Raw genomic sequence first — 20,293 nt, 5'->3', positions numbered from 1 at the left:
GCCTACAATCCGAACTGAGAGAAGCTTTAAGAGATTAGCTTAGCCTCGCGACTTCGCGACTCGTTGTACTTCCCATTGTAGCACGTGTGTAGCCCAGGTCATAAGGGGCATGATGATTTGACGTCATCCCCACCTTCCTCCGGTTTGTCACCGGCAGTCTTGCTAGAGTGCCCAACTAAATGATGGCAACTAACAATAAGGGTTGCGCTCGTTGCGGGACTTAACCCAACATCTCACGACACGAGCTGACGACAACCATGCACCACCTGTCACTTTGCCCCCGAAGGGGAAGCTCTATCTCTAGAGTGGTCAAAGGATGTCAAGACCTGGTAAGGTTCTTCGCGTTGCTTCGAATTAAACCACATGCTCCACCGCTTGTGCGGGCCCCCGTCAATTCCTTTGAGTTTCAACCTTGCGGTCGTACTCCCCAGGCGGAGTGCTTAATGCGTTAGCTGCAGCACTGAAGGGCGGAAACCCTCCAACACTTAGCACTCATCGTTTACGGCGTGGACTACCAGGGTATCTAATCCTGTTTGCTCCCCACGCTTTCGAGCCTCAGCGTCAGTTACAGACCAGAGAGCCGCCTTCGCCACTGGTGTTCCTCCATATATCTACGCATTTCACCGCTACACATGGAATTCCACTCTCCTCTTCTGCACTCAAGTCTCCCAGTTTCCAATGACCCTCCCCGGTTGAGCCGGGGGCTTTCACATCAGACTTAAGAAACCGCCTGCGCTCGCTTTACGCCCAATAAATCCGGACAACGCTTGCCACCTACGTATTACCGCGGCTGCTGGCACGTAGTTAGCCGTGGCTTTCTGGTTAGATACCGTCAAGGGGTGAACAGTTACTCTCACCCTTGTTCTTCTCTAACAACAGAGTTTTACGATCCGAAAACCTTCTTCACTCACGCGGCGTTGCTCGGTCAGACTTTCGTCCATTGCCGAAGATTCCCTACTGCTGCCTCCCGTAGGAGTTTGGGCCGTGTCTCAGTCCCAATGTGGCCGATCACCCTCTCAGGTCGGCTATGCATCGTGGCCTTGGTGAGCCGTTACCTCACCAACTAGCTAATGCACCGCGGGTCCATCCATCAGCGGCACCGTAAAGCGCCTTTCAAAACGAAACCATGCGGTTTCGATTGTTATACGGTATTAGCACCTGTTTCCAAGTGTTATCCCCTTCTGATGGGCAGGTTACCCACGTGTTACTCACCCGTTCGCCACTCCTCTTTTCCCGGTGGAGCAAGCTCCGGTGGGAAAAGAAGCGTTCGACTTGCATGTATTAGGCACGCCGCCAGCGTTCGTCCTGAGCCAGGATCAAACTCTCATAATAAAAGTTAGAACAATCTTGCGATTGTTAAGCTCAATTTGTTTGCTAGCATATTGCTTGCTTGTTAAAAATGTTCGTTGTCTTGAATTGAATCAAGACGCCCTACACATTTGGTTTGTCTTACTTTGTTCAGTTTTCAAAGGTCTACGTGACAATTGAAACACAACTGCCTCAACTTATCGTTTGTCATTGCCGTAGCAACTTTTATATCTTAGCAAACTCTCGAATGATTGTCAACTATTTTTTAAAAGTTTTTTGAACTCGTTTTTCACGAGGTCGTTTTAGCAACTCACTTATCATAACTTGTCGTATGTTATTTGTCAATACTTTATTTGGCTTTAAATTCTTAAATACAAGCGTCTCACAAAGCGCTGAAATAATTCAGCTTCGTTATGTTAACATGGTTTTATCCAGCGGTCAATAGTTTTTTCGATGTTTTTCTGAATATTTTCAAAAGAACTTTTTTTCGAATCAACGTTTTCTAATTTACCATGCTACACACCTAGCGTCAATACTTATTTTTAAGTAAAAAAAAAAAGACAAGGTTTCCAATTATTTTATGATCATTCGGATTATACATGTATTTAAGTGCTTTTTTTATAAAACAGGTAAAAAATCAATTGAATCCTGAACATTCTCTTCTACTTTTCTTTTAAAATAGACAAAAAAAAGAAGTTTGAAAGATATTCAAACTTCTCTGAAAGTCCTGCTTGGTTCCAAAAAATGATCTCCTATTTTATTCGTTGATTCTCAAGTAGTCAACGATACACCTGCGAACGGTATTCATTTCTCTTTGGTAGAGGTACTTGAATCAATTTAAAAAATCGGTACACCATCTACTTCATAAATCCCTAGTACCGTACGCATTTGTCCTGGATCTTCCCAATGATAACCTTCGCCTAACTGTTCTTGTTGATTTTTTTGTTCCGTTTCAAAAACAAAAAGTGGAACATTTTCTTGATTGATATGGGTATTCGTCAACTCCATCAAGTTGATTTTACTCACATCAATATGAACGTTTTCTTTTAAGAAACTAAGTATGTTTGCTAAACCAGTCTTATCATTTGAGTGGTCTGCGCATGCGAACTCTAATTTATTCTCTCTTGAATGAACTAAAAATTTTTTAGATCCATCCTCCAAATGCAACATAATTGTACCAGCGACTCTTTTGTTTGCCAAAATTTCCACCTCGATCAACTTGTTTATGGCTTACAAGAGAATTTTAGCATATTTTCAGAAAAAATACACTTTTATTTCCTTGATTCTTTTTTATCTAATTGGATCAATGCTTCCTTGATCCATATAGGTAACTGTTTTTCAATCGTTGCAAACCCGATTTTTTTATTTTTATTAGTGAAGTATCGTTTTCTTCGGTATGGGATCGATGGTACTTTCTTTTCTAAGGTACGTAACGACAGACTGATTTTATTCGAATACTCATCAATATCAATGATTTGTACAGTCACCGGTTGCCCCACCTTCAATAATGTATGAATACTCTTCGTATAACCAGATTGCACTTCTGATACGTGGATCAACCCTTGTGTCTCTTCATCTAATGAAACGAACGCTCCATATGGTTGTATTCCAGTAATTTTCCCTTTGATTATTTCGCCTATTCTATAAGTCATATACTTCCCTCTCTTCGCATTTATCATTATACTGTAAATATTAAAAAAAAAGAAGTTCTGTTCTTGCATCTAGATATGGAGGTCTTATAGATGGAACAATTTGATGAAATAGTTTCAAGACTAAACACAGATAGCGTAAAATGGGATGCCATCTCACAAACTTATCATAGGAATGATCTTTTACCTTTATGGGTAGCGGATATGGATTTTCTTGCCCCTCAAGGAGTAACAACCGCTTTTCAAAACTATCTGCAAAAAGGCATTTTTGGTTATTCGATCGTACCGGACGGTCTCTACCGATCAGTGATTGATTGGGAAGAAAGGCGCCATCATGTGACTCTAACTAAAGACCACATTCTTTTCACTAGTGGAGTCTTAGCTAGTCTCTCCTTGGCGATTCAAGCATTTACAGCTCCAGGTGATGCAGTGTTGATTCATGATCCAGTTTATCCGCCATTTGGTGCAATTGTTGAAAATAATGAGCGTCAATTGATTCGCAGTCCTTTAAATAAAGCAGCCGATCATTTTGAAATGGACTTTCAAGATATGGAAGAAAAAATCGTCTCAAACAAGATAAAAGCAATGATTCTATGTAACCCGCATAATCCAGGTGGTCGTGTTTGGACTAAAAAAGAGCTCAAACAGTTAAGTGAACTCTGCTTAACATACGACGTCTTCTTATTTAGTGATGAGATCCATCAAGATATCGTCTTTTCCGGACATGGATTCACCTCGATTCAAACAATTGATCCTGCCCTTTCTCGATTATTGATCACATTCACTTCAGCAACTAAGACATTTAATCTAGCTGCAATAAAAAATTCAATGGTTTTCATCAAAGATCATGATTTAAAAAGTCGCTTTACGAAACAATTAGAAAAAAATCAACATCAAGGAATCAATACTTTCGGACTTTTAGGCACTCAAGCCGCTTACGAAACTGGTGAGGAATGGTTAAATGAGTTATTAGTTTATCTGGAAGAAAATGTCCAAGAAGTCATTACCTTCTTTACTAAGCATCTCCCTGATGTCAAAGTGATGAAGCCAGAAGGAACGTACCTTATATGGCTTGATTTTTCTGCCTATACGGACGATGACCGACTACTTGAAAAGAAGTTGATTGAAAAAGGCAGAGTCGTCTTGAATCCTGGGATCAGTTTTGGACCAAGTGGTCATTGCCATATGCGTTTGAATGTCGCTTGTCCAAGATCAGTATTAAAAGAAGGGCTTTTACGTATCCAACGTGCTTTAAGTTAGAAAACGAAAGAAGTCATTGGACAAAAAATGTTAGTCTTCCCTACTTTGTTACCACCCCAACCAAAAAAGCACCTAACAGCAAAAGTATTTTCTGCTTTTGCTGTTCGGCGTTTTTTAAGAGCTTGGTATGTTTAAAATTTTACTTTATTCAGAAATCTCAATCGTTTCGATCACTACATCATGTACTGGACGATCTTGTGGTCCACGTTGCGCATTTGCGATATCATCGACTGTATCCATTCCTTCAAGTACATGGCCAAACACTGTATGACGGAAATCAAGCCATGGTGTTCCCCCATTTTTATACGCTTCAATGATTTCTTTAGGGAATCCTGCTCCTTCTAATTGACTAAGCATGTTTTCTGGCACATTTGTGTTGTTGACGATAAAGAATTGGCTCCCATTTGTATTTGGACCAGAGTTAGCCATTGATAGTGCGCCACGTAGATTGAACAATTCGCGGCTGAACTCATCTTCAAAACTTTCGCCGTAAATGCTTTCGCCTCCCATACCTGTACCGGTTGGGTCGCCTCCTTGAATCATGAAATCAGGGATCACACGATGAAAAATCACGCCATCATAGTACCCTTTTTTTGCTAATTCAACAAAGTTTTGGACTGTTTTAGGTGCTAACTCAGGAAATAGTTTTACTGTAATATCTCCGCGGTTCGTTTTTATAAGAGCTTTAGGCCCCTTCTCATTCATAAGATCAAGTTGTGGAAATGCCATTTTTTCTTCCTCCTAAAAAATTCTGTCTTCCTGTGTAATCATAACATATTCTATTGATATACGGTAAAGATGAGCCACAAGAAAATCAAAAAAACGATGTTGTAGAATGCAAAGACGAATAAATACTTTTTTCTCCATTCCGGATATTGCTTGATGACTAATTTGTAAGAGATCAAACTTGCCATTGAAGCAATCAATGTCCCTAATCCTCCCAAGTTCGTCCCAATGATCAAACCCTTGATATTTTCTGTATAACTTGATAACAGGAGCGCCGCAGGAACATTACTAATCAATTGACTTGCAAAAATGCTTGCACTGACTTCATGATGCGCCACACTTTTTTCAAAAAAGGCTCGGACAACATCTACTTGTTTGATATTCCCGATGAATATAAAAAGAAAAACAAACGTAAATAATAAGGAGTAATCGATATGTTTAAAGAGTCGGCGATCATTGCCTAGGATACTGACACTCACTAAGACTAATACGACATAATGAGGGATGATGCCACTTACAGCTAGAAGACATATTAAAAATAGACCAAAATAAAAAATGAGTTGTTTTCGCTTTAACATTATCTCTTCTGTATTCGCCAAATCGATGGTATTATTCTTGATTCTCCCATAGATCAACACCACCAATAATATGGCAGCAGCCAGTGTATAGGGAAGCATCAACTGTAAAAATTCGAACAGTTGTAAGTGTGATTGTGCGAATAAATAAAGATTTTGTGGATTACCGATCGGAGTGAACATACTTCCTAGATTACCCGCAATCGTCATCAAAGTTATGACGAGAGGAATCAATGTTCGCATGCCGATCCTTTCTACTATCAATAGACCAAATGGTACAAAAATGATCAGTGCCACATCATTCGTAATCAGCATACTACTGATAAACGTGAGAAACACTAAAATCAAAATAATCCCTCTCGTATTTTTTGTCTGGGTGATCAAATAATTGCCTAGATAATCGAAAAACTGTTGTTGCCGTATCCCTTCTACAATCAACATCAAACAAAAAAGAAGAATCAATGTGTGAAAATCGATATAAGAAAAATAATTGAAGTTTGGCGGGATGATGAACATGGTACCTATTGCTAAAAGAAAAGACAGCGTCAATACTCCGTCTTCTTTTGCATTGCTTGTTATTCTTTTAATCATAAAATTCTACCTCTTAGATTCAAACACTTCGTACTAGTAAAATAACTCTTTTTAGCTAATATTGAAAGTAAATAAACTATATGTTAGATCACTCCTTATATTTTAGTGACTGCTCGTTCCATAATTAAACTATTTGAGAAGAATTCTCAATTAAATTCTGTTATAGTGTCACCAAGGGAGGAATTTCAAATGGAAATTTACGATATTACAATTATTGGTGCAGGGCCGGTTGGCATGTTTGCAGCTTTTTATGCTGGTATGCGCCAAGCGAAAACCAATATTATTGATAGTTTGCCTCAACTTGGTGGACAGTTAACTACCTTATACCCTGAAAAATATATTTATGACATTCCTGGTTATCCAGCAATCAAAGCGGTTGATCTTGTTAATAATTTAAAGAAACAATTGACCACTTTTAATCATACATTTCATTTAAATGAAGAAGTTCTCTCACTTTCCAGAGAAGATGAGATCATCGAGATCACTACTACGAAAGGTATCCATTATTCAAAAGCTGTGATCCTGACGCTAGGAAGTGGTTCTTTCCAACCAAGAAAGCTGAATTTAGAACATGCTGACCGATACGAAAACCATGGGTTAGATTATTTCGTGAACGACTTGATGAAATATGCAGGAAAGAAAGTTGCCATTGCTGGTGGTGGGGATTCAGCAATCGACTGGGCACTGATGCTTGAACCTATTGCGAGTGAAGTTTATTTGATTCATCGTCGAGAGGCATTTAGGGCTCATGAACATAGCGTCAATCAGTTGAATCAATCCTCTGTAAATGTATTAACACCTTATTTGATTGAGCGTTTATCTGGTTTAAATGGAGAGTTGTCAGACATTCGTCTAAAAAAAGCTAAGACGGATGAAACGATTGATCTCATGGTTGACTCATTGATCGTCAATTATGGGTTCACTTCTAATTTAGAGCATTTATCTTCTTGGGGACTTGAAAGTTCCAGAAATGCGATCACCGTCCACTCTGATATGTCAACTTCAATTCCTGGTGTGTATGCTGCTGGCGACATTTGTAGCTATGAAGGAAAAGTGAAATTGATTGCCACGGGATTTGGAGAGGCACCGACTGCTGTCAATAACGCGTTACATTTCATCAATCCAAAAGAACGTACGCAGCCTGGTCATAGTACAAGCCTTTACGATAAAACATTTGGACCAAAATAACTTAGCTGCTTTTTTATAAAAGAAATGATTCTTGCTTTTTGTACGTACTACGTTACCATTATAGATAGAAAGAAGAGACGGAGGAATCAAAAATGGTCATAAAAACAGAAACCTTAGAAGAAAAAGCGCGAGATCTCCTAAAAGAACGTGGCGTAACAATTGAGGATATCGCTGAATTAGTCATGTTTTTACAAAAAGACTATATCTCAGATTTAAGCTTGGAGGATTGTGCGGAAAGTATTAACGCAGTCTTGACAAAGCGTGAAGTCCATAACGCGATCATTACTGGCATCCAATTAGATATCTTGGCAGAACAAAAACAATTGATGAGCCCTCTTCAGCATATCATTGAAGATGATGAAGGATTATACGGAATAGATGAAATTTTAGCCTTGTCGATCGTCAATGTTTATGGAACGATTGGTTTTACCAATTATGGCTATATCGATAAAGTAAAACCTGGGATCTTGAAAAAGTTAAATAGTCACGATGGCAAAAATGTCCATACATTTTTAGATGATATCGTGGGAGCAATTGCTGCCTCTGCCGCAAGCCGCTTGGCCCACCAAGAACCGGAAAAACGGAGCCGTTTGACACAATAATCAAATAAAAATAAAAAATCATCCATAAAAATCGCAAAAGGATTTTTATGGATGATTTTTTGCTATATCCGAAAAAGCAAGCAACGCGCTACACGAAAGTGATTGTTTAATTGTTCCCCTTTTTCAATTCTCTTTTGCCAACAAGAACCATCAAAGCGAAAAATAATTCGATAAGCACAAAAAACAGAATGAAACAATGCATGAAGTATTGCTCAGGTAACACATTGATGATTGGATCAGTTTGAGGATCAAACAACCAGTCATCATTATTGAAAAATGTTTCGTGAAAAAGAATAAAAAAACGATCAAAACCAATCAACATAAAAAAGCCAAAAACAAATGGTAGGATCATGCCGATTTGGAATGGGCGGATTAGCCGCCACAAACGCTGATTTCTTTTCAACTGGCGAAGGAACAAGCCACTTGGGATCAATGTAAGTAACAACACCGCATAATTGAGCATGAATAATAACTTGACTTCATAAAAATGATGTAAGCCACTCGCTGACATTGGAAAGTCGGGAAGTGCCAACACTTGCTCAAAAGGATTATTCAGATACCTCATCAGTTGATCATAATTTTGGAGTAATGTTGGCTGATCTACGGTAGTGTAATCCAAGATACCTAGATGCCCGATATCAAACACATATAGTGGGCGGAAATTGATCGTTATTGCAATTGCTAAAGTGAGCAACGTCAGGAACAAACTAACCATCCCCGCATATTCCACCCATTGCCATCGTTTATTTTTCATTGTTTTAGAAACTCCATTCATCTAACGATTGCAAAACGAAGGTAGCTGGTGTTGGTAGATCTGGAATGTCTTCTTCTTTGGTAAAACCTGATAACACAAGCAGTGTGTCGATACCATTACGAATCCCTGCTTGGATGTCAGTTTCATAATTGTCCCCTACCATGATGACTTCTTCTTTGTTCAATCCTAAAAGTTCCACTGCTTTATCCATAATGATTGCTTCTGGCTTACCAATATAGACTGGTGTAGTTTGTGTCGCTGTCTCTACAAAAGAAACAACCGAGCCAGCTCCAGGTAATAATCCTCTTTCTGTAGGGATATTTTTATCAGGATTTGTACCGATGAACGTTGCTCCCTTTTGGATCGCTAAGGTTGCGGTCACCACTTTTTCGTAAGTCAAGTGATTATCTAAACCTACTACGACATAATCAGGATGTTCTTCTTCCCATACAAACCCTGCCTCCAAGATCAAATCTGTCAAGCCAGCTTCACCGATCACATACACTTTATTTCCTTTAGCGTCTGATTTCATGAAATCAATGGTCGCTAGAGATGCTGTATAGATCGTTTCTGGTGAGACATGGATATCAAACTCAGTGGCTAAACGTTGTGCCACTGTTCCCGGTGTTTTTGTCGTATTGTTGGTTACAAATAAAAAGGGCGTCCCATTTTCCTGTAACTGTTCGACGAATCGTTTTCCTGCCGGTATCGGCTCCGTTCCACGATAGATCGTTCCGTCTAAATCGATCAAATAGCCTTTATAATTCATAGGATCATTCTTCCCTTTGTCTAATAGTAAAATTCTTTTTAGAAGTTGATTTTGTTGGGCGTTCTGATGTTTTTTCAGTTCCCTTTGGTGTTGCCTTAGTAGTTGCTGGTTTACGATTTTTGATCACAGGTTGTTTGCGTACCGATTCAACGGGCGCTTTTTTTTCATCGATATGCGCTTGATTGTTGCGATTCGGATTTTTTTTCTTTTTACGTCGTTGGGTATTTTTTTCTTTTTTTCCACCAATGCGTTCAATGACAAAATATGCACAGCCAAAATTACAATATTCGTATAAATAGTCTTCTAATGCATCAATTCGCTGATCTGGGTGAGCACGTCGATTCGTGGCATCAAAAAAGCCTTTCAAACGTAGCTGTTCGTAACCCCAGTCACCTACGATGTAATCGTATCTGGAAAGCACTTCGCTATATCTCTCACCAAGCTTCTCAGCATTGAAACCTTCCCGGTAATCCGTTACGATACGATAAGGTCTATCACCAATCAAAAGATTCGTTTCATCTGTCAATGTGACGATTTCTCCTTTGACTTTCTCTGGCTTCGTTTCCTCGATTATTTCTTCTAAAACTGCCGTCACTTCTTCGGTCACTGTTTGTTCTTGTGAGCGATCGACCGTTTCTTGACTCTCTTTTTTGTCACTGTTGTGTTGTTTATTTTGTTTCGTCGACATGCTTTCACCACCTATTTCTCTATTATACCTTCTTTTTCATTGGTTGGGTAGTGAGCATTTAAGTAGTCTCCCACTACTGTACGAATAAATTCGGGAAATAAAAAAACGACCTGTCCAACAATTTCGATGGTTGGGAAAAAAGGAACAAACATCAGATGGTCGACCGTAGTAACGGTATAATTCTTTTCCTCTTCGATTGGTTGTTTTTGCCACAAAACTTCTCGATTGACCGCATCATACGTGATCCCACTATAGAAAATCTCACCGAATATCTGACCACGAAACCCCATTCCCCTGATAGGAAAATTCCGTAAAAAAAGGCGACTTTTTTCGATTTCCAACACTAAGCGAATCATATCTGACCCTTTCAGCGTGACGTTGATCAAATGCATCGGATGTGGCAGTGCACTATGGAGTTGATCTTGGTCAACCAGCCCCTTAGGTACGCTATTCAAAAAAAGACCACTATTCAGAAACGATGCTTCTGTGTTCCCTCTTTCTTTTACCGCTTCTAAAGCGATCTGGATAAAGGAATGTTCATCAAATAAATCAAGTGATAAGTCAAATGGTAGATCTGCCACTTTCTTTTGAGCTAAAAGACGATGTCCTTGTTCAAGATAACCGGCGATTTCTTTCTCATCCTCTACGAATGCAGTCATTGTATCTGTCGGAATCGCTTTAGCGTAGTGTCCGACGATTTTTTTATTTTCCAATGAAAGATGTACTTCCCCTACATATTGCCCAAATTTTCCGGCAGCGGCTAATTGTACCTCATTCACGACTTTCCCATCAATAAAAAGATGATGGGTATGTGATCCTAAAATCACATCGATTGCAGGGATTTCTTTTGCAATCTGTAAATCATCTTGAATGCCTAAATGACTCATTAAAACAATTACGTCTACCTGTGGACGTAATTGCTCAACTAACTCTGGCAACAGATCATAAGGCTGACGGATATCCCAGCCATTTGGATTATACGTCAAAGGAAATGGTGCAGTAAAAGCAATTAACCCAACTTTTGTTCGTTGCTTTGTTTCGATGATTTTATATGGCTTTGTCCATACTGGTGGTTGCAAAGTATTTTTATCGAATAAGTTGCTCAGTAGCACATCAAAATTCGCGTGATCATATAAATGATTCAACTCATTCTTGGAATTACCTACACCTTCATTATTCCCTATAGTTGCTGCATCATAGCCGATTTGATTCATTAGTTCAACATTGGCATGGCCATTCGTTGCTTCTGACAAAGGATGCCAACGATCAACGAAATCCCCAAGATCGACCGTGAGAGTTGTCGTATTATTTTTTTTCTCATTTTCACGCTTTTTTTGCTCAAGGAATCTTCTGATCCGTGGCCAGTTTTCAAGATGAGAATGTAAGTCATTCGTGTGTAAAAGAACGATTTCTTCCACTGTTAGTTCCACCTCACTTTTTTTCATCATACCATAGGGTTCCCCTTTGTTCACATGGAAAGTTTTTGCACAAAAAAAGGTACTTAGACTTTTTTACAAAATCTAAATACCTTAAACTTGCCTCTAATAAAAAAAGCCCTTTAGGCTTAATAAATCCAATCAATCAGACACATGGCGGCACCTGCTTAGTGCTGCTTCCTTCCGGATCTGACACGCTTCACAAGCCCACCATTGTCCTAGCCTTTCGGCAAGGAATAGTATACCGCATTTTGTTATCCTTGGCTAGTCCTTTTTTAATTTCTTTTTCTTTGCTCGCAAATTTCTAAAAAACACAGATAAAAGTTCACCACATTCTTCTTCTAATATCCCGCCCTCCACCTCGGCCTGATGGTTGAAACGTTCATCCTCAAGTAAATTCATCAATGTCCCTGCGGTTCCTCCTTTTGGATCATAGGCACCAAAGTAAACTTCTTTTACGCGAGAAAGAATCATGGCACCGCTACACATTGGACACGGTTCTAACGTGACATATAATTGTGTTTCTTCTAAACGCCAACTTCCGATGGCCTTGCATGCTTCTTGGATCGCAATCATCTCAGCATGTGTTGTTGCATTTTGTGTTGTTTCCCTCAAATTGTGTCCACGCCCAATAATCTGTCCTTGGTGAACCACGATGGCGCCGATTGGTACTTCTACTAACGCTTCTGCTTTTTTGGCTTCTTCAATAGCCACACGCATCCATTCTTCTTTTATTCGCTGTTGTTCTGTTTCTTCCACTTGTACTCCTACCTTTTTTAGATTTACTTATCTTCTCTATCAAACATAGTATAACTGGCTTTTTAATGAAGTACAAAGAGTTTTTCCTTATCGCCATGTCCTATGGTAAACTAGGGGATGAGGTGAAGTAAATGAACACAGAAAAGTTACTTGGATTATACCCAAATGCACAAAAAAAGAATTCTCCTTCTTCTGATGATCGAATTCTTTCACTGGTTGTAGAAGATTACTTCTTGTGGATCGATAAAAGTTCCTTGTCCGTTCAAGAAGAAAAACTTTTGAAAGCGTTATTCCAGAAAACAAACACCTTAGACAGCCATCCTTGGTATCAATATTTATTTGAGGAAAAGGTATATGTATGTGAAGAAAGCTGCCGAATCATTCAGTTACATTTTGAAAAGAGATCAGATTTCTTACAAAAAGAATGGCGAGAAACAATTTCCGGATTATTTCCCGAAGCTCTTGATTTTTTTCTTTACACAGAGACAGATGCGTTGATCATCGAAAGAAAGCATGCCAATTATTTGAGTACGGCAGATCTTAAAGGCATCTTTTTATCTCTTGATGTCGATTTTGATATGACGACACAAGCCTTTGTCGGTTCATTCCATTCAGCTGGACAAAATCTAACCGCTATGTTCAATGAAGAACGAAAAATTTTCCTGAATAAACGAACACACATACAAGTAGCCGACCAAACGACTTCCATACAAGAAATTGCCTTATATTATTATACAAAAGAATTAGTTACATCCAGTCAGCTAACAAATGAATATCAAGAAATAATCCGTAGTTTTAAAATGGAAGACATCATTATCGAACTGTGGAAAAATTTCGGGAATATCAGTTCAGCGGCTAAACAACTTTTCATGCATCGAAACACTCTCCAATATCGGATCGAAAAGTTTGACGAACAAACAGGCTTCAATTTAAAAAAAGCAGATGACTTACTCTTTTGTTATCTCCTTTTGTTACACATATAAAAAAGGAACAAGCAGCAATAAACATCGCCTTGCTTGTTCCTTTTTTCGATCAATTCAAAGAGAATCGTTTTTAGATCATTTTCTCAACAAGTGACATCAGACGACCTTTTGCATCTTCTGTTGAGTCTTTGATAGAGTCACCGTAGACAGAAATTTTCTTTTTGCCAGATTTAATCTTTGCTAGCATGCCCATCAATGAATCTAAATCGCTATCTGATAAATGGTCGACGACATCTAATAACTTTTCATTCCCATCAAATTTGTCATACACGAATTTTTTTACTTTTGTGCGGTTACTTAGATGATGGATTTTTTCGATCACTTTGCCAGAAACAACTACAGCTGTTGCCACACTTGCTGCTGCTACGACACTTAATCCAATCGTTACTTTTGTTGATGTTTTCATAATTATCAGCTCCTTTTTATCTACTACAATCATATCACAGTCAAATAGATAAGCGAACTAATTGCTATGAGCCCTGCCCGATGAATAGCAAAAAAATTTACAAAAAGCACATACTGTCTTGTTTTATTATTTACTTTTGTACGACGCCTCATTTGGCATTTTCGGTTTCAAGCAACCTTAGTTTGATGCGTTAAAAAAAGCACCTCCTTTTTGGAGATGCTTCATACGAACAACTAAAGTAAATCATCCATACTAAGAAATGTAAGATCAATTAACCGGAACGTATTGGATATTTGTTAGCATTTCAGGCAAATCATCTTCTAATTCTGCTAACTTATTCCAAATCAATGTCATTGTCTCAAAAAATTCCTTTGATGATTTATCTGAATTTAAACTTCCTAGTGCGTTCAGCCAAAGAAGTTCTAATAAATATGCTTCTTTGATTCCCGTATGTTCTCTGACAAATTCTGAGAACGTTCGTTTGAACAACGAGGCCATGTCTAATTCGGATTTGATAACTACTCCTCTAATACTCTCATGAATCGAGAAAAACTCCTTCAATAAATGAACGACACTGAAAAAATCGTCAATAACGTATTCAGCTAAATATCGATCAAAACATATCGTGATCTCTTCGATAATTTTTTCTTTTAGTATACGGATTGATTTAAAATGTGCATAAATCGGGTAAGTAGAACAGCCACAAAAAGAAGCTAAACTTCTCGCTGTGATTGTCGATAACCCATTTTCTTCAGCATATACCATACTCTTAAATAGTAAATATTCTTTACTAAAATTCGTCACTCTTCCCACGAAACCATCCATCCTTTCCGATTATCTTATTCATATCCGGCAATGATTCTTTTTTTAATTTCCCATGACGATCCAGCGCATTCGCTAGTAGGAAAAACTTATGTAAACCATGAAGAAACAAGTTTTGATAAAAAAAAACGATAATAACATATTTCGGGGGTTAAAATATGTCTCTTTGTAATAGAAGCTTGATTTATCTAATGCTTCGCCAAAAATAAGATTTAAAAAATAACGATATCATCAATTAAATAACATTGTATTCCCTTATCCAAGATTATTTAAATGATTCCAACTTGACAAAATAAGCAAAGAAATAAACAATAGAATAGATAACTGATTATCATTTCTTAAAATAACAAGTTATATAATCAAATTCTATTACTATGTGAGAATATCATACATTGAAAACACTTTCCACTCACATTTTATGTCACCACTAGTACACTAATTGTCAGAAAGGAGTCCATCATGTTAATCGATGCAAAAAAGAAAGAGTTATTAGTTCTCTATACGATCGCTCAAAAAAGTCAATGTACGTTAAAAGAACTTGCGGATGAACTGACTATACCTAAACGGACAATCAAAGAATTGATTCGAAAGTTGAACACTACGATTGAACAGCAATTGAGCATTTCTACTTTTATTTTCTCTACACACAAAGGAGAAATAACTATATCCGATGAACACCAAGAAATAAAAATGATGATTTATCACAAACTCAAACTTTTTTATTTAAGAGAATCCAATCTTTTCAACTACTTATTACTTATGGTCAATTATCCCAAAGCGTATGTTCCGAAAAAATATTTATTGGAGCAATTATACATATCCCACTCTTACTTAGAAAAATTAACACACCAATTGAATGAAACACTTCAAGATTTTGAAATCGAGATTGTTTCATCTCAGGGCTGTTATTTGTTCAAAGGAAACGAATTATTTATCCGACTCTATTTGTTTTTTATTCTATCTGATGCTTTTCAAGGGTTGGAATGGCCTTTTGACAAATTCAAATTGAGCCAACTAAAAAGAGAGCGGCGATTATCCAAAAAATTGCTCGTTTCAAAGCATTCATTGAAATATCAAGAAAACCTGTATTTGCTGATTGCTATCTTTACGCTTCGTACACAACAATCATCATTGATCACCTCTGAATCTAGTGAGGTCTATGCTATTTTAGAATTGCTACATCAGGTACAAGATGTCTCCGGTAGTTTTAAACATCATTTGTTTCATCTTTTACCACATGAAATCGCCATTGATGAACTATTGCATTTCAATTTTTTGATTTATTGCTTTTTTCCTAATCTCATTTCAAGCCAGCAGAAGAGTTTGATTGGTTATACTTTGACGAATAAACGTAATCATCTATGTATGAAAATCACCTCACTAACAAAAGAGTTAGCTCAAACCTTTCCAGTGATCGCATCATCTGAAAAAAGGTTTTTCTACAATTACTATCTTATGCTTTCTTTAATTTCTATTTTGATGTTGGGAAATACAACTCCCTTTTTCTACTCGTTGCATTTTCCTAAACCAGCACTTGAGATTGATGAATCGAATGAACAAATACAACAAATCCAACAAATTATCTCTGAAGTTTTTCATGACCACCCAAAAAAAACATTGATTATTTATTATTTGAGTAACTTGATTTATAACCTCTTGCAGTCGGAAACAAATGAAAAATTATTGATCTATGTACAAATGAATAAAACGCTGACAGGAAATTATCATATCCAAAATCGATTACGACAAGTATTTGACGAAAAAATGATTCGCTTGACAGAAAATCCAGAACAAGCAGATTTGATCGTCACCGATTGGTTTGATAAATTTCATCAAACGAGTAAAATTTTTTACCTTGATCCTAGTAAAGAAAAAGATTTATGGGTAGACTTAGTCACAAAAATTCAACAACTCTATGTCAATAAAATGATTTGATTTAAAGAAAAGATAGGAGAAGCAAGCGGTCTCCGTCTGAACTTTTAAATTAATACTAATTTTTCCAAAATAAAAAGTGAGTGGATCAGTCCAATCGACTGTCCCTCACTTTTTATTGGTTTGTTCTAGTCTCGACGGTTACCGCCAAAAATCAAAATCAAACGTAGCAATTGTAAGAAAGTAGATAGCGCTGCAGCAACATAGGTCAAAGCCGCCGCAAATAGCACATGTTTCGCCATTGGTACCTCTTCTTCTGTCAGTAAGCCACCTTCACTTAAAATTTGGATCGCTCGTCTTGACGCATTGAATTCTACTGGTAGCGTAACAAGTTGAAACAATAGTGCCAATGAAAAAGCGAAGATACCAATATTGATCAACGTCGTATTCCAACTAAATAATACACCTACCATGATCAACGGAAACGAAATCATCGAGCCAAAATTAGCGACAGGCACTAATGAAGCTCTGATTTTCAACGGCGCATAACCAACGGCATCTTGCACTGCGTGTCCGCATTCATGGGCAGCTACCCCAATTGCAGCGACTGATGTAGATTGTGCTGTAGCTTGCGATAAACTCAACATCTTGTTCCCTGAATTATAATTGTCCGTCAAATCACCGGCGATTTGTTGGACGCCAACGTTATTGATTTTCTGACTTTGTAAAATGAACTGGGCGGCTTGTGTACCAGTCACATTATTTTTGCTTCTGATTTTGTCGTATTTACGAAAAGTACTATTGACGTAAGCAGAAGCGATTCCGGAAATAGCTAATCCAGCAATAACTAAAAGAAACGTTGGATCTAAGCCATAAAAACCATATCCATACATAATCGTTTCACCCTTTCCTCATTGCTTTTATTTTACCATTGTTCGAGTAGAATAATTGTGAAAAGAGATTGAATATTTTAATTCTTTTTGACAAATTCTGATTTCAGCTTCATCGGACCAAACCCTTCGATTTTACAATCGATATTGTGGTCTCCTTCAACTAAACGGATATTCTTCACCTTTGTTCCTTGTTTGATAGGTGAGGAAGCTCCTTTAACTTTTAAATCCTTGATAACGGTCACACTGTCGCCATCTGTTAAACGATTGCCGTTTGCATCAGTTACTACTAGGCCTTCTGCTTCTGTTTCTTCAGATGGTGTCCATTCGTTTCCACATTCAGGACAAATCAATAATCCCCGATCTTCATAAGCATATTCTGAACCACATACTGGGCAATTTGGTACTGTCATGTTGTTTCTCCTTTTTGTTCGTTATTGAGCAATATTATAACGGAAAAATAACAGTTTGAAAAGAGCAACTTCTTATCGGAGATCCTAAACTGCCTACGCTGATTCAATCTCACTGACCTTGATTGCACATACACCTGATAAAAAGACAATCAACTTCGATGAGTAAAAGGTCAAGGCAGAAGTAACCTGATTGCCGAAGAGGTCACTTCTGCCCCACCATTTATTCGTGCCAAAGGGAATAGATAAAAGAGCATGTAACGTTTGCTTAAAATTCTCGATTGACTACTTGGAGTACACTTTTAACGTGCATAATTGGTGCAAGCTTCTTGTATTTCTTTGTAGATCTCTGCTACTTCTTGCAGGTCTTTTGCATTTGCGCCACTTGCCAAGGGATGGCCGCCACCATGATGTCGTTTGGCGATCTCGTTGATGACTGGTCCTTTTGAACGTAAACGTACACGATAATAGCCCTCTGGTTGTTCGACAAAAATCGCCCAAGCTAACACTTCGTCAATCACACCAGGTAAAGAGACGACAGCTGCGGTCTCTGAATCGACGATGCCATACTTGCCTAACAATTCTTGTGACAAAATTACTTTTCCAGCACCTTTTTCGTCAACTACGATCGTTTGATAGACACAACCGGATAATTTCGCTACTTTCATGGTGATTTGTTCAATTTCACGATTCAATTGGCTTGCATCGAAAGAATACTTTCTTAACTCTGCTGCTAGTTCTAACGTACGACCTGTTGTTGAAGGATACAAGAACCTACCAGTATCTCCAACGATTCCCGCATACAATAAGCGAGCAGAATCGCTGTTCATTTTCAGCTCATTAGGGAACATCAAAGCAAACTCAGCGATCATTTCACTACAGCTGCTAGCTTTCGTATCCACCCAAAGTAAATCGCCATATGGTTCATCATTCGGATGATGATCGATTTTGATCACTTGATCCCCTAAGGAATAGCGATTATCATCAATACGCGGCGCATTCGCTGTGTCTGTCACGATGACTAATGCTCCTTGATAGAAAGCATCGTCGATTTCTTGCATTTCTGTTAAATAACGTAAGCCTTCAACGTCTTTTCCAACTTGACGAATTTCTTTTTCTGAAAAACTATTACGTAATAACTCGGCTAATCCTACTTGTGAACCTAAAGCATCCGGATCTGGCCTTTGATGTCGGTGGATCACGATTTTTTGATATTTTTTGATTTCATTCAAAATCTCTTCTTGTATGGTCATTTTCTTTCCTACTCTCTACGAACGTTCCATCACTTGGCAGACGACAATGGCTTTAGCCACGATCGTGTTTTCTATAAATACTTCTACATCAAGTTTAGCGGACCTTCTACCGATTTCTAAAACTCTTGGACGAATATCTAACTCACTTTCGATCTGGATCAGACGAAGGTAATGTAGATTCATTTGCTCCAACAAGATATTTCTTCGTTGATTCATGATCATTGTTTTTTGCGCAACATCTGAAATGATTTCACTTAACACCCCAAAAGAAATCGTTCCAACACCTGTTACCATTTGTGGTGAAACCTCAAATTTGAACTTAGGCGTCGTCAATCGATTGCCTTCACGATCTGTATCGATCGTTTGGATGGCTCCTGAAATCTGATCAGAAATCGTATCAGCAATTTGCGGTTGACGTTGCACCAATTGCATCGCCTTCATGACATCTTGCCGTGTGATCAATCCTTCTAACGTCAAATCATCGGAAACGACTGGCATGACTTCTAAACCATCCCAAATCATTTGATGTCCGACAGAAGCGACGCTCATCGATTTCTTGACACTGATTGGATCTTTGGTCATGACCCGATCAATGACTTGTGTCGGTGCTTTACCTACGACATCTTTTGCCGTAATGATCCCCATCAAACGCATGTGATGATTCACCACTGGGAAACGAGAATGTTGGGTTTCTTCTGAAATCCGTTGATAATCAGCCACCGTATCCGACTGTAACAAATAATGTGTTTTCTGGGCAGACAGATAAATATCACCGACGAGCATGATATCTTTTTTGATCAGTTGGTCACTAAGCGCTCGGTTGATCATCGTTGCTACAGTAAAGGTATCATAAGTCGTACGTAAAATCGGCATAGCTAATTCATCGGCTAATTTAGCAATCTCAGGCGTCGTATCAAAACCACCCGTGATCAACACTGCTGCGCCATCCTCAAGTGCTAACTTTTGCACTTCTGTACGGTTACCGACGATCATCAATGAACCTGGAGTGATATAGCGTTCCATTGCGTGCTCGGTCATCGCACCTATGACAAATTTATTCAAAACTTTATCTAGACCAACTGCCCCGCCTAAGACATCGCCTTCAATGATCCGCACGACTTCGCCAAACGTCAATCGTTCGATATTTTTCTTCAACTTACGTTCGATCCGTATCGTTCCTACTCGTTGGATCGTTGACACTAACCCTACGTTTTCAGCATCTTTAATTGCTCGATAGGCCGTTCCCTCACTGACATTCAATTCTTTGGCTATACTACGGACAGATATTCGATTCCCCACTGGTAGGCTTTCGATATATTCTAAAATCAAATCATGTTTTGTCGCCATCTCTT

At 38.3% G+C, this 20,293-nt stretch carries 20 protein-coding genes, 1 rRNA gene and 1 other RNA gene (1 of these 22 cut by a window edge); 5 read left to right on the top strand and 17 right to left on the bottom strand.

The annotated features are described in order from the left end of the window. From HZ311_RS11260 to HZ311_RS11250, 3 genes are all read right to left on the bottom strand, one after another. A 16S ribosomal RNA gene (locus HZ311_RS11260) occupies positions 1-1,332 on the bottom strand; it reaches 229 nt to the left of the window's first position. 813 nt (positions 1,333-2,145) lie between these two features. Then, a complete protein-coding gene (locus HZ311_RS11255; RefSeq protein WP_010736093.1) occupies positions 2,146-2,508 on the bottom strand; it encodes a hypothetical protein in 363 nt (120 codons plus the stop codon). A gap of 71 nt (positions 2,509-2,579) precedes the next feature. After that, positions 2,580-2,960 (bottom strand): CvfD/Ygs/GSP13 family RNA-binding post-transcriptional regulator, encoded by a 381-nt coding sequence (locus HZ311_RS11250; protein WP_019724010.1) that lies wholly within the window; start codon positions 2,958-2,960, stop codon positions 2,580-2,582. A 90-nt stretch (positions 2,961-3,050) separates the two neighbouring features. Here HZ311_RS11250 and HZ311_RS11245 point away from each other — a divergent pair, with 90 nt between their 5' ends. Continuing rightward, entirely contained in the window at positions 3,051-4,217 is a 1,167-nt protein-coding gene (locus HZ311_RS11245; protein WP_010736095.1) for a MalY/PatB family protein, read from the top strand. Between the two features lie 144 nt (positions 4,218-4,361). On the opposite strand, the gene HZ311_RS11240 is transcribed toward HZ311_RS11245, so the two are convergent. Beyond that, complete coding sequence (locus tag HZ311_RS11240; protein ID WP_010736096.1) at positions 4,362-4,946, bottom strand: peptidylprolyl isomerase; 585 nt, start codon at positions 4,944-4,946, stop codon at positions 4,362-4,364. Positions 4,947-4,996: 50 nt separating this feature from the next. Continuing rightward, positions 4,997-6,109: an SLC13 family permease gene (locus HZ311_RS11235; RefSeq protein ID WP_019724008.1), complete on the bottom strand. Its 1,113-nt coding sequence runs from the start codon at positions 6,107-6,109 to the stop codon at positions 4,997-4,999. 189 nt (positions 6,110-6,298) lie between these two features. Between HZ311_RS11235 and HZ311_RS11230 the strand changes: the two genes are divergently transcribed. Further along, positions 6,299-7,297 carry an NAD(P)/FAD-dependent oxidoreductase gene (locus HZ311_RS11230; protein ID WP_023519245.1) on the top strand — a complete coding sequence of 333 codons (999 nt, stop codon included), beginning with the start codon at positions 6,299-6,301 and terminating at the stop codon, positions 7,295-7,297. A 92-nt stretch (positions 7,298-7,389) separates the two neighbouring features. Further along, on the top strand, positions 7,390-7,899 hold the full coding sequence (locus tag HZ311_RS11225; protein WP_010736099.1) for a phosphatidylglycerophosphatase A family protein: 510 nt from the start codon (positions 7,390-7,392) through the stop codon (positions 7,897-7,899). A gap of 106 nt (positions 7,900-8,005) precedes the next feature. On the opposite strand, the gene HZ311_RS11220 is transcribed toward HZ311_RS11225, so the two are convergent. The 6 genes from HZ311_RS11220 to tadA form a co-directional block, all read right to left on the bottom strand. Beyond that, positions 8,006-8,653, bottom strand: coding sequence for a TIGR01906 family membrane protein (locus HZ311_RS11220; protein WP_023519244.1), 648 nt, complete (start codon positions 8,651-8,653; stop codon positions 8,006-8,008). Positions 8,654-8,657: 4 nt separating this feature from the next. Further along, entirely contained in the window at positions 8,658-9,422 is a 765-nt protein-coding gene (locus HZ311_RS11215) for a TIGR01457 family HAD-type hydrolase (RefSeq protein ID WP_010736101.1), read from the bottom strand. Between the two features lie 4 nt (positions 9,423-9,426). Further along, complete coding sequence (locus HZ311_RS11210) at positions 9,427-10,110, bottom strand: YutD family protein (RefSeq protein ID WP_019723195.1); 684 nt, start codon at positions 10,108-10,110, stop codon at positions 9,427-9,429. Between the two features lie 11 nt (positions 10,111-10,121). After that, positions 10,122-11,528 (bottom strand): bifunctional metallophosphatase/5'-nucleotidase, encoded by a 1,407-nt coding sequence (locus HZ311_RS11205; RefSeq protein WP_178946813.1) that lies wholly within the window; start codon positions 11,526-11,528, stop codon positions 10,122-10,124. A gap of 157 nt (positions 11,529-11,685) precedes the next feature. Then, an RNA gene (gene ffs / locus HZ311_RS11200) (signal recognition particle sRNA small type) lies at positions 11,686-11,770 on the bottom strand. A gap of 40 nt (positions 11,771-11,810) precedes the next feature. Continuing rightward, positions 11,811-12,305, bottom strand: a complete 495-nt coding sequence (tadA, locus tag HZ311_RS11195) for a tRNA adenosine(34) deaminase TadA (RefSeq protein WP_023519242.1) — start codon at positions 12,303-12,305, stop codon at positions 11,811-11,813. Between the two features lie 131 nt (positions 12,306-12,436). Here tadA and HZ311_RS11190 point away from each other — a divergent pair, with 131 nt between their 5' ends. After that, positions 12,437-13,288: a helix-turn-helix domain-containing protein gene (locus HZ311_RS11190; RefSeq protein WP_023519241.1), complete on the top strand. Its 852-nt coding sequence runs from the start codon at positions 12,437-12,439 to the stop codon at positions 13,286-13,288. A gap of 70 nt (positions 13,289-13,358) precedes the next feature. Here the strand turns inward: HZ311_RS11190 and HZ311_RS11185 are convergent, their stop codons facing one another. Next, positions 13,359-13,694, bottom strand: coding sequence for a hypothetical protein (locus HZ311_RS11185; RefSeq protein ID WP_010736106.1), 336 nt, complete (start codon positions 13,692-13,694; stop codon positions 13,359-13,361). Positions 13,695-13,961: 267 nt separating this feature from the next. Beyond that, positions 13,962-14,507: a hypothetical protein gene (locus HZ311_RS11180; RefSeq protein WP_019723190.1), complete on the bottom strand. Its 546-nt coding sequence runs from the start codon at positions 14,505-14,507 to the stop codon at positions 13,962-13,964. 468 nt (positions 14,508-14,975) lie between these two features. Between HZ311_RS11180 and HZ311_RS11175 the strand changes: the two genes are divergently transcribed. Beyond that, on the top strand, positions 14,976-16,451 hold the full coding sequence (locus tag HZ311_RS11175; RefSeq protein WP_178946667.1) for a helix-turn-helix domain-containing protein: 1,476 nt from the start codon (positions 14,976-14,978) through the stop codon (positions 16,449-16,451). Positions 16,452-16,576: 125 nt separating this feature from the next. Here HZ311_RS11175 and HZ311_RS11170 read toward each other — a convergent pair whose 3' ends face one another. From HZ311_RS11170 to HZ311_RS11155, 4 genes are all read right to left on the bottom strand, one after another. Continuing rightward, positions 16,577-17,281, bottom strand: coding sequence for a zinc metallopeptidase (locus HZ311_RS11170; protein WP_010736109.1), 705 nt, complete (start codon positions 17,279-17,281; stop codon positions 16,577-16,579). Between the two features lie 77 nt (positions 17,282-17,358). Beyond that, complete coding sequence (locus tag HZ311_RS11165; protein WP_023519238.1) at positions 17,359-17,691, bottom strand: zinc ribbon domain-containing protein YjdM; 333 nt, start codon at positions 17,689-17,691, stop codon at positions 17,359-17,361. Between the two features lie 299 nt (positions 17,692-17,990). Then, positions 17,991-18,941, bottom strand: coding sequence for a DHH family phosphoesterase (locus tag HZ311_RS11160; protein ID WP_010736111.1), 951 nt, complete (start codon positions 18,939-18,941; stop codon positions 17,991-17,993). A gap of 15 nt (positions 18,942-18,956) precedes the next feature. After that, a complete protein-coding gene (locus HZ311_RS11155; protein WP_010736112.1) occupies positions 18,957-20,288 on the bottom strand; it encodes a DRTGG domain-containing protein in 1,332 nt (443 codons plus the stop codon). Positions 20,289-20,293 lie beyond the last annotated feature (5 nt).

This window comes from Enterococcus mundtii (genome assembly GCF_013394305.1).
Classification (GTDB): domain Bacteria; phylum Bacillota; class Bacilli; order Lactobacillales; family Enterococcaceae; genus Enterococcus_B; species Enterococcus_B pernyi.
This window is presented reverse-complemented; position numbering and strand designations above follow the sequence as displayed.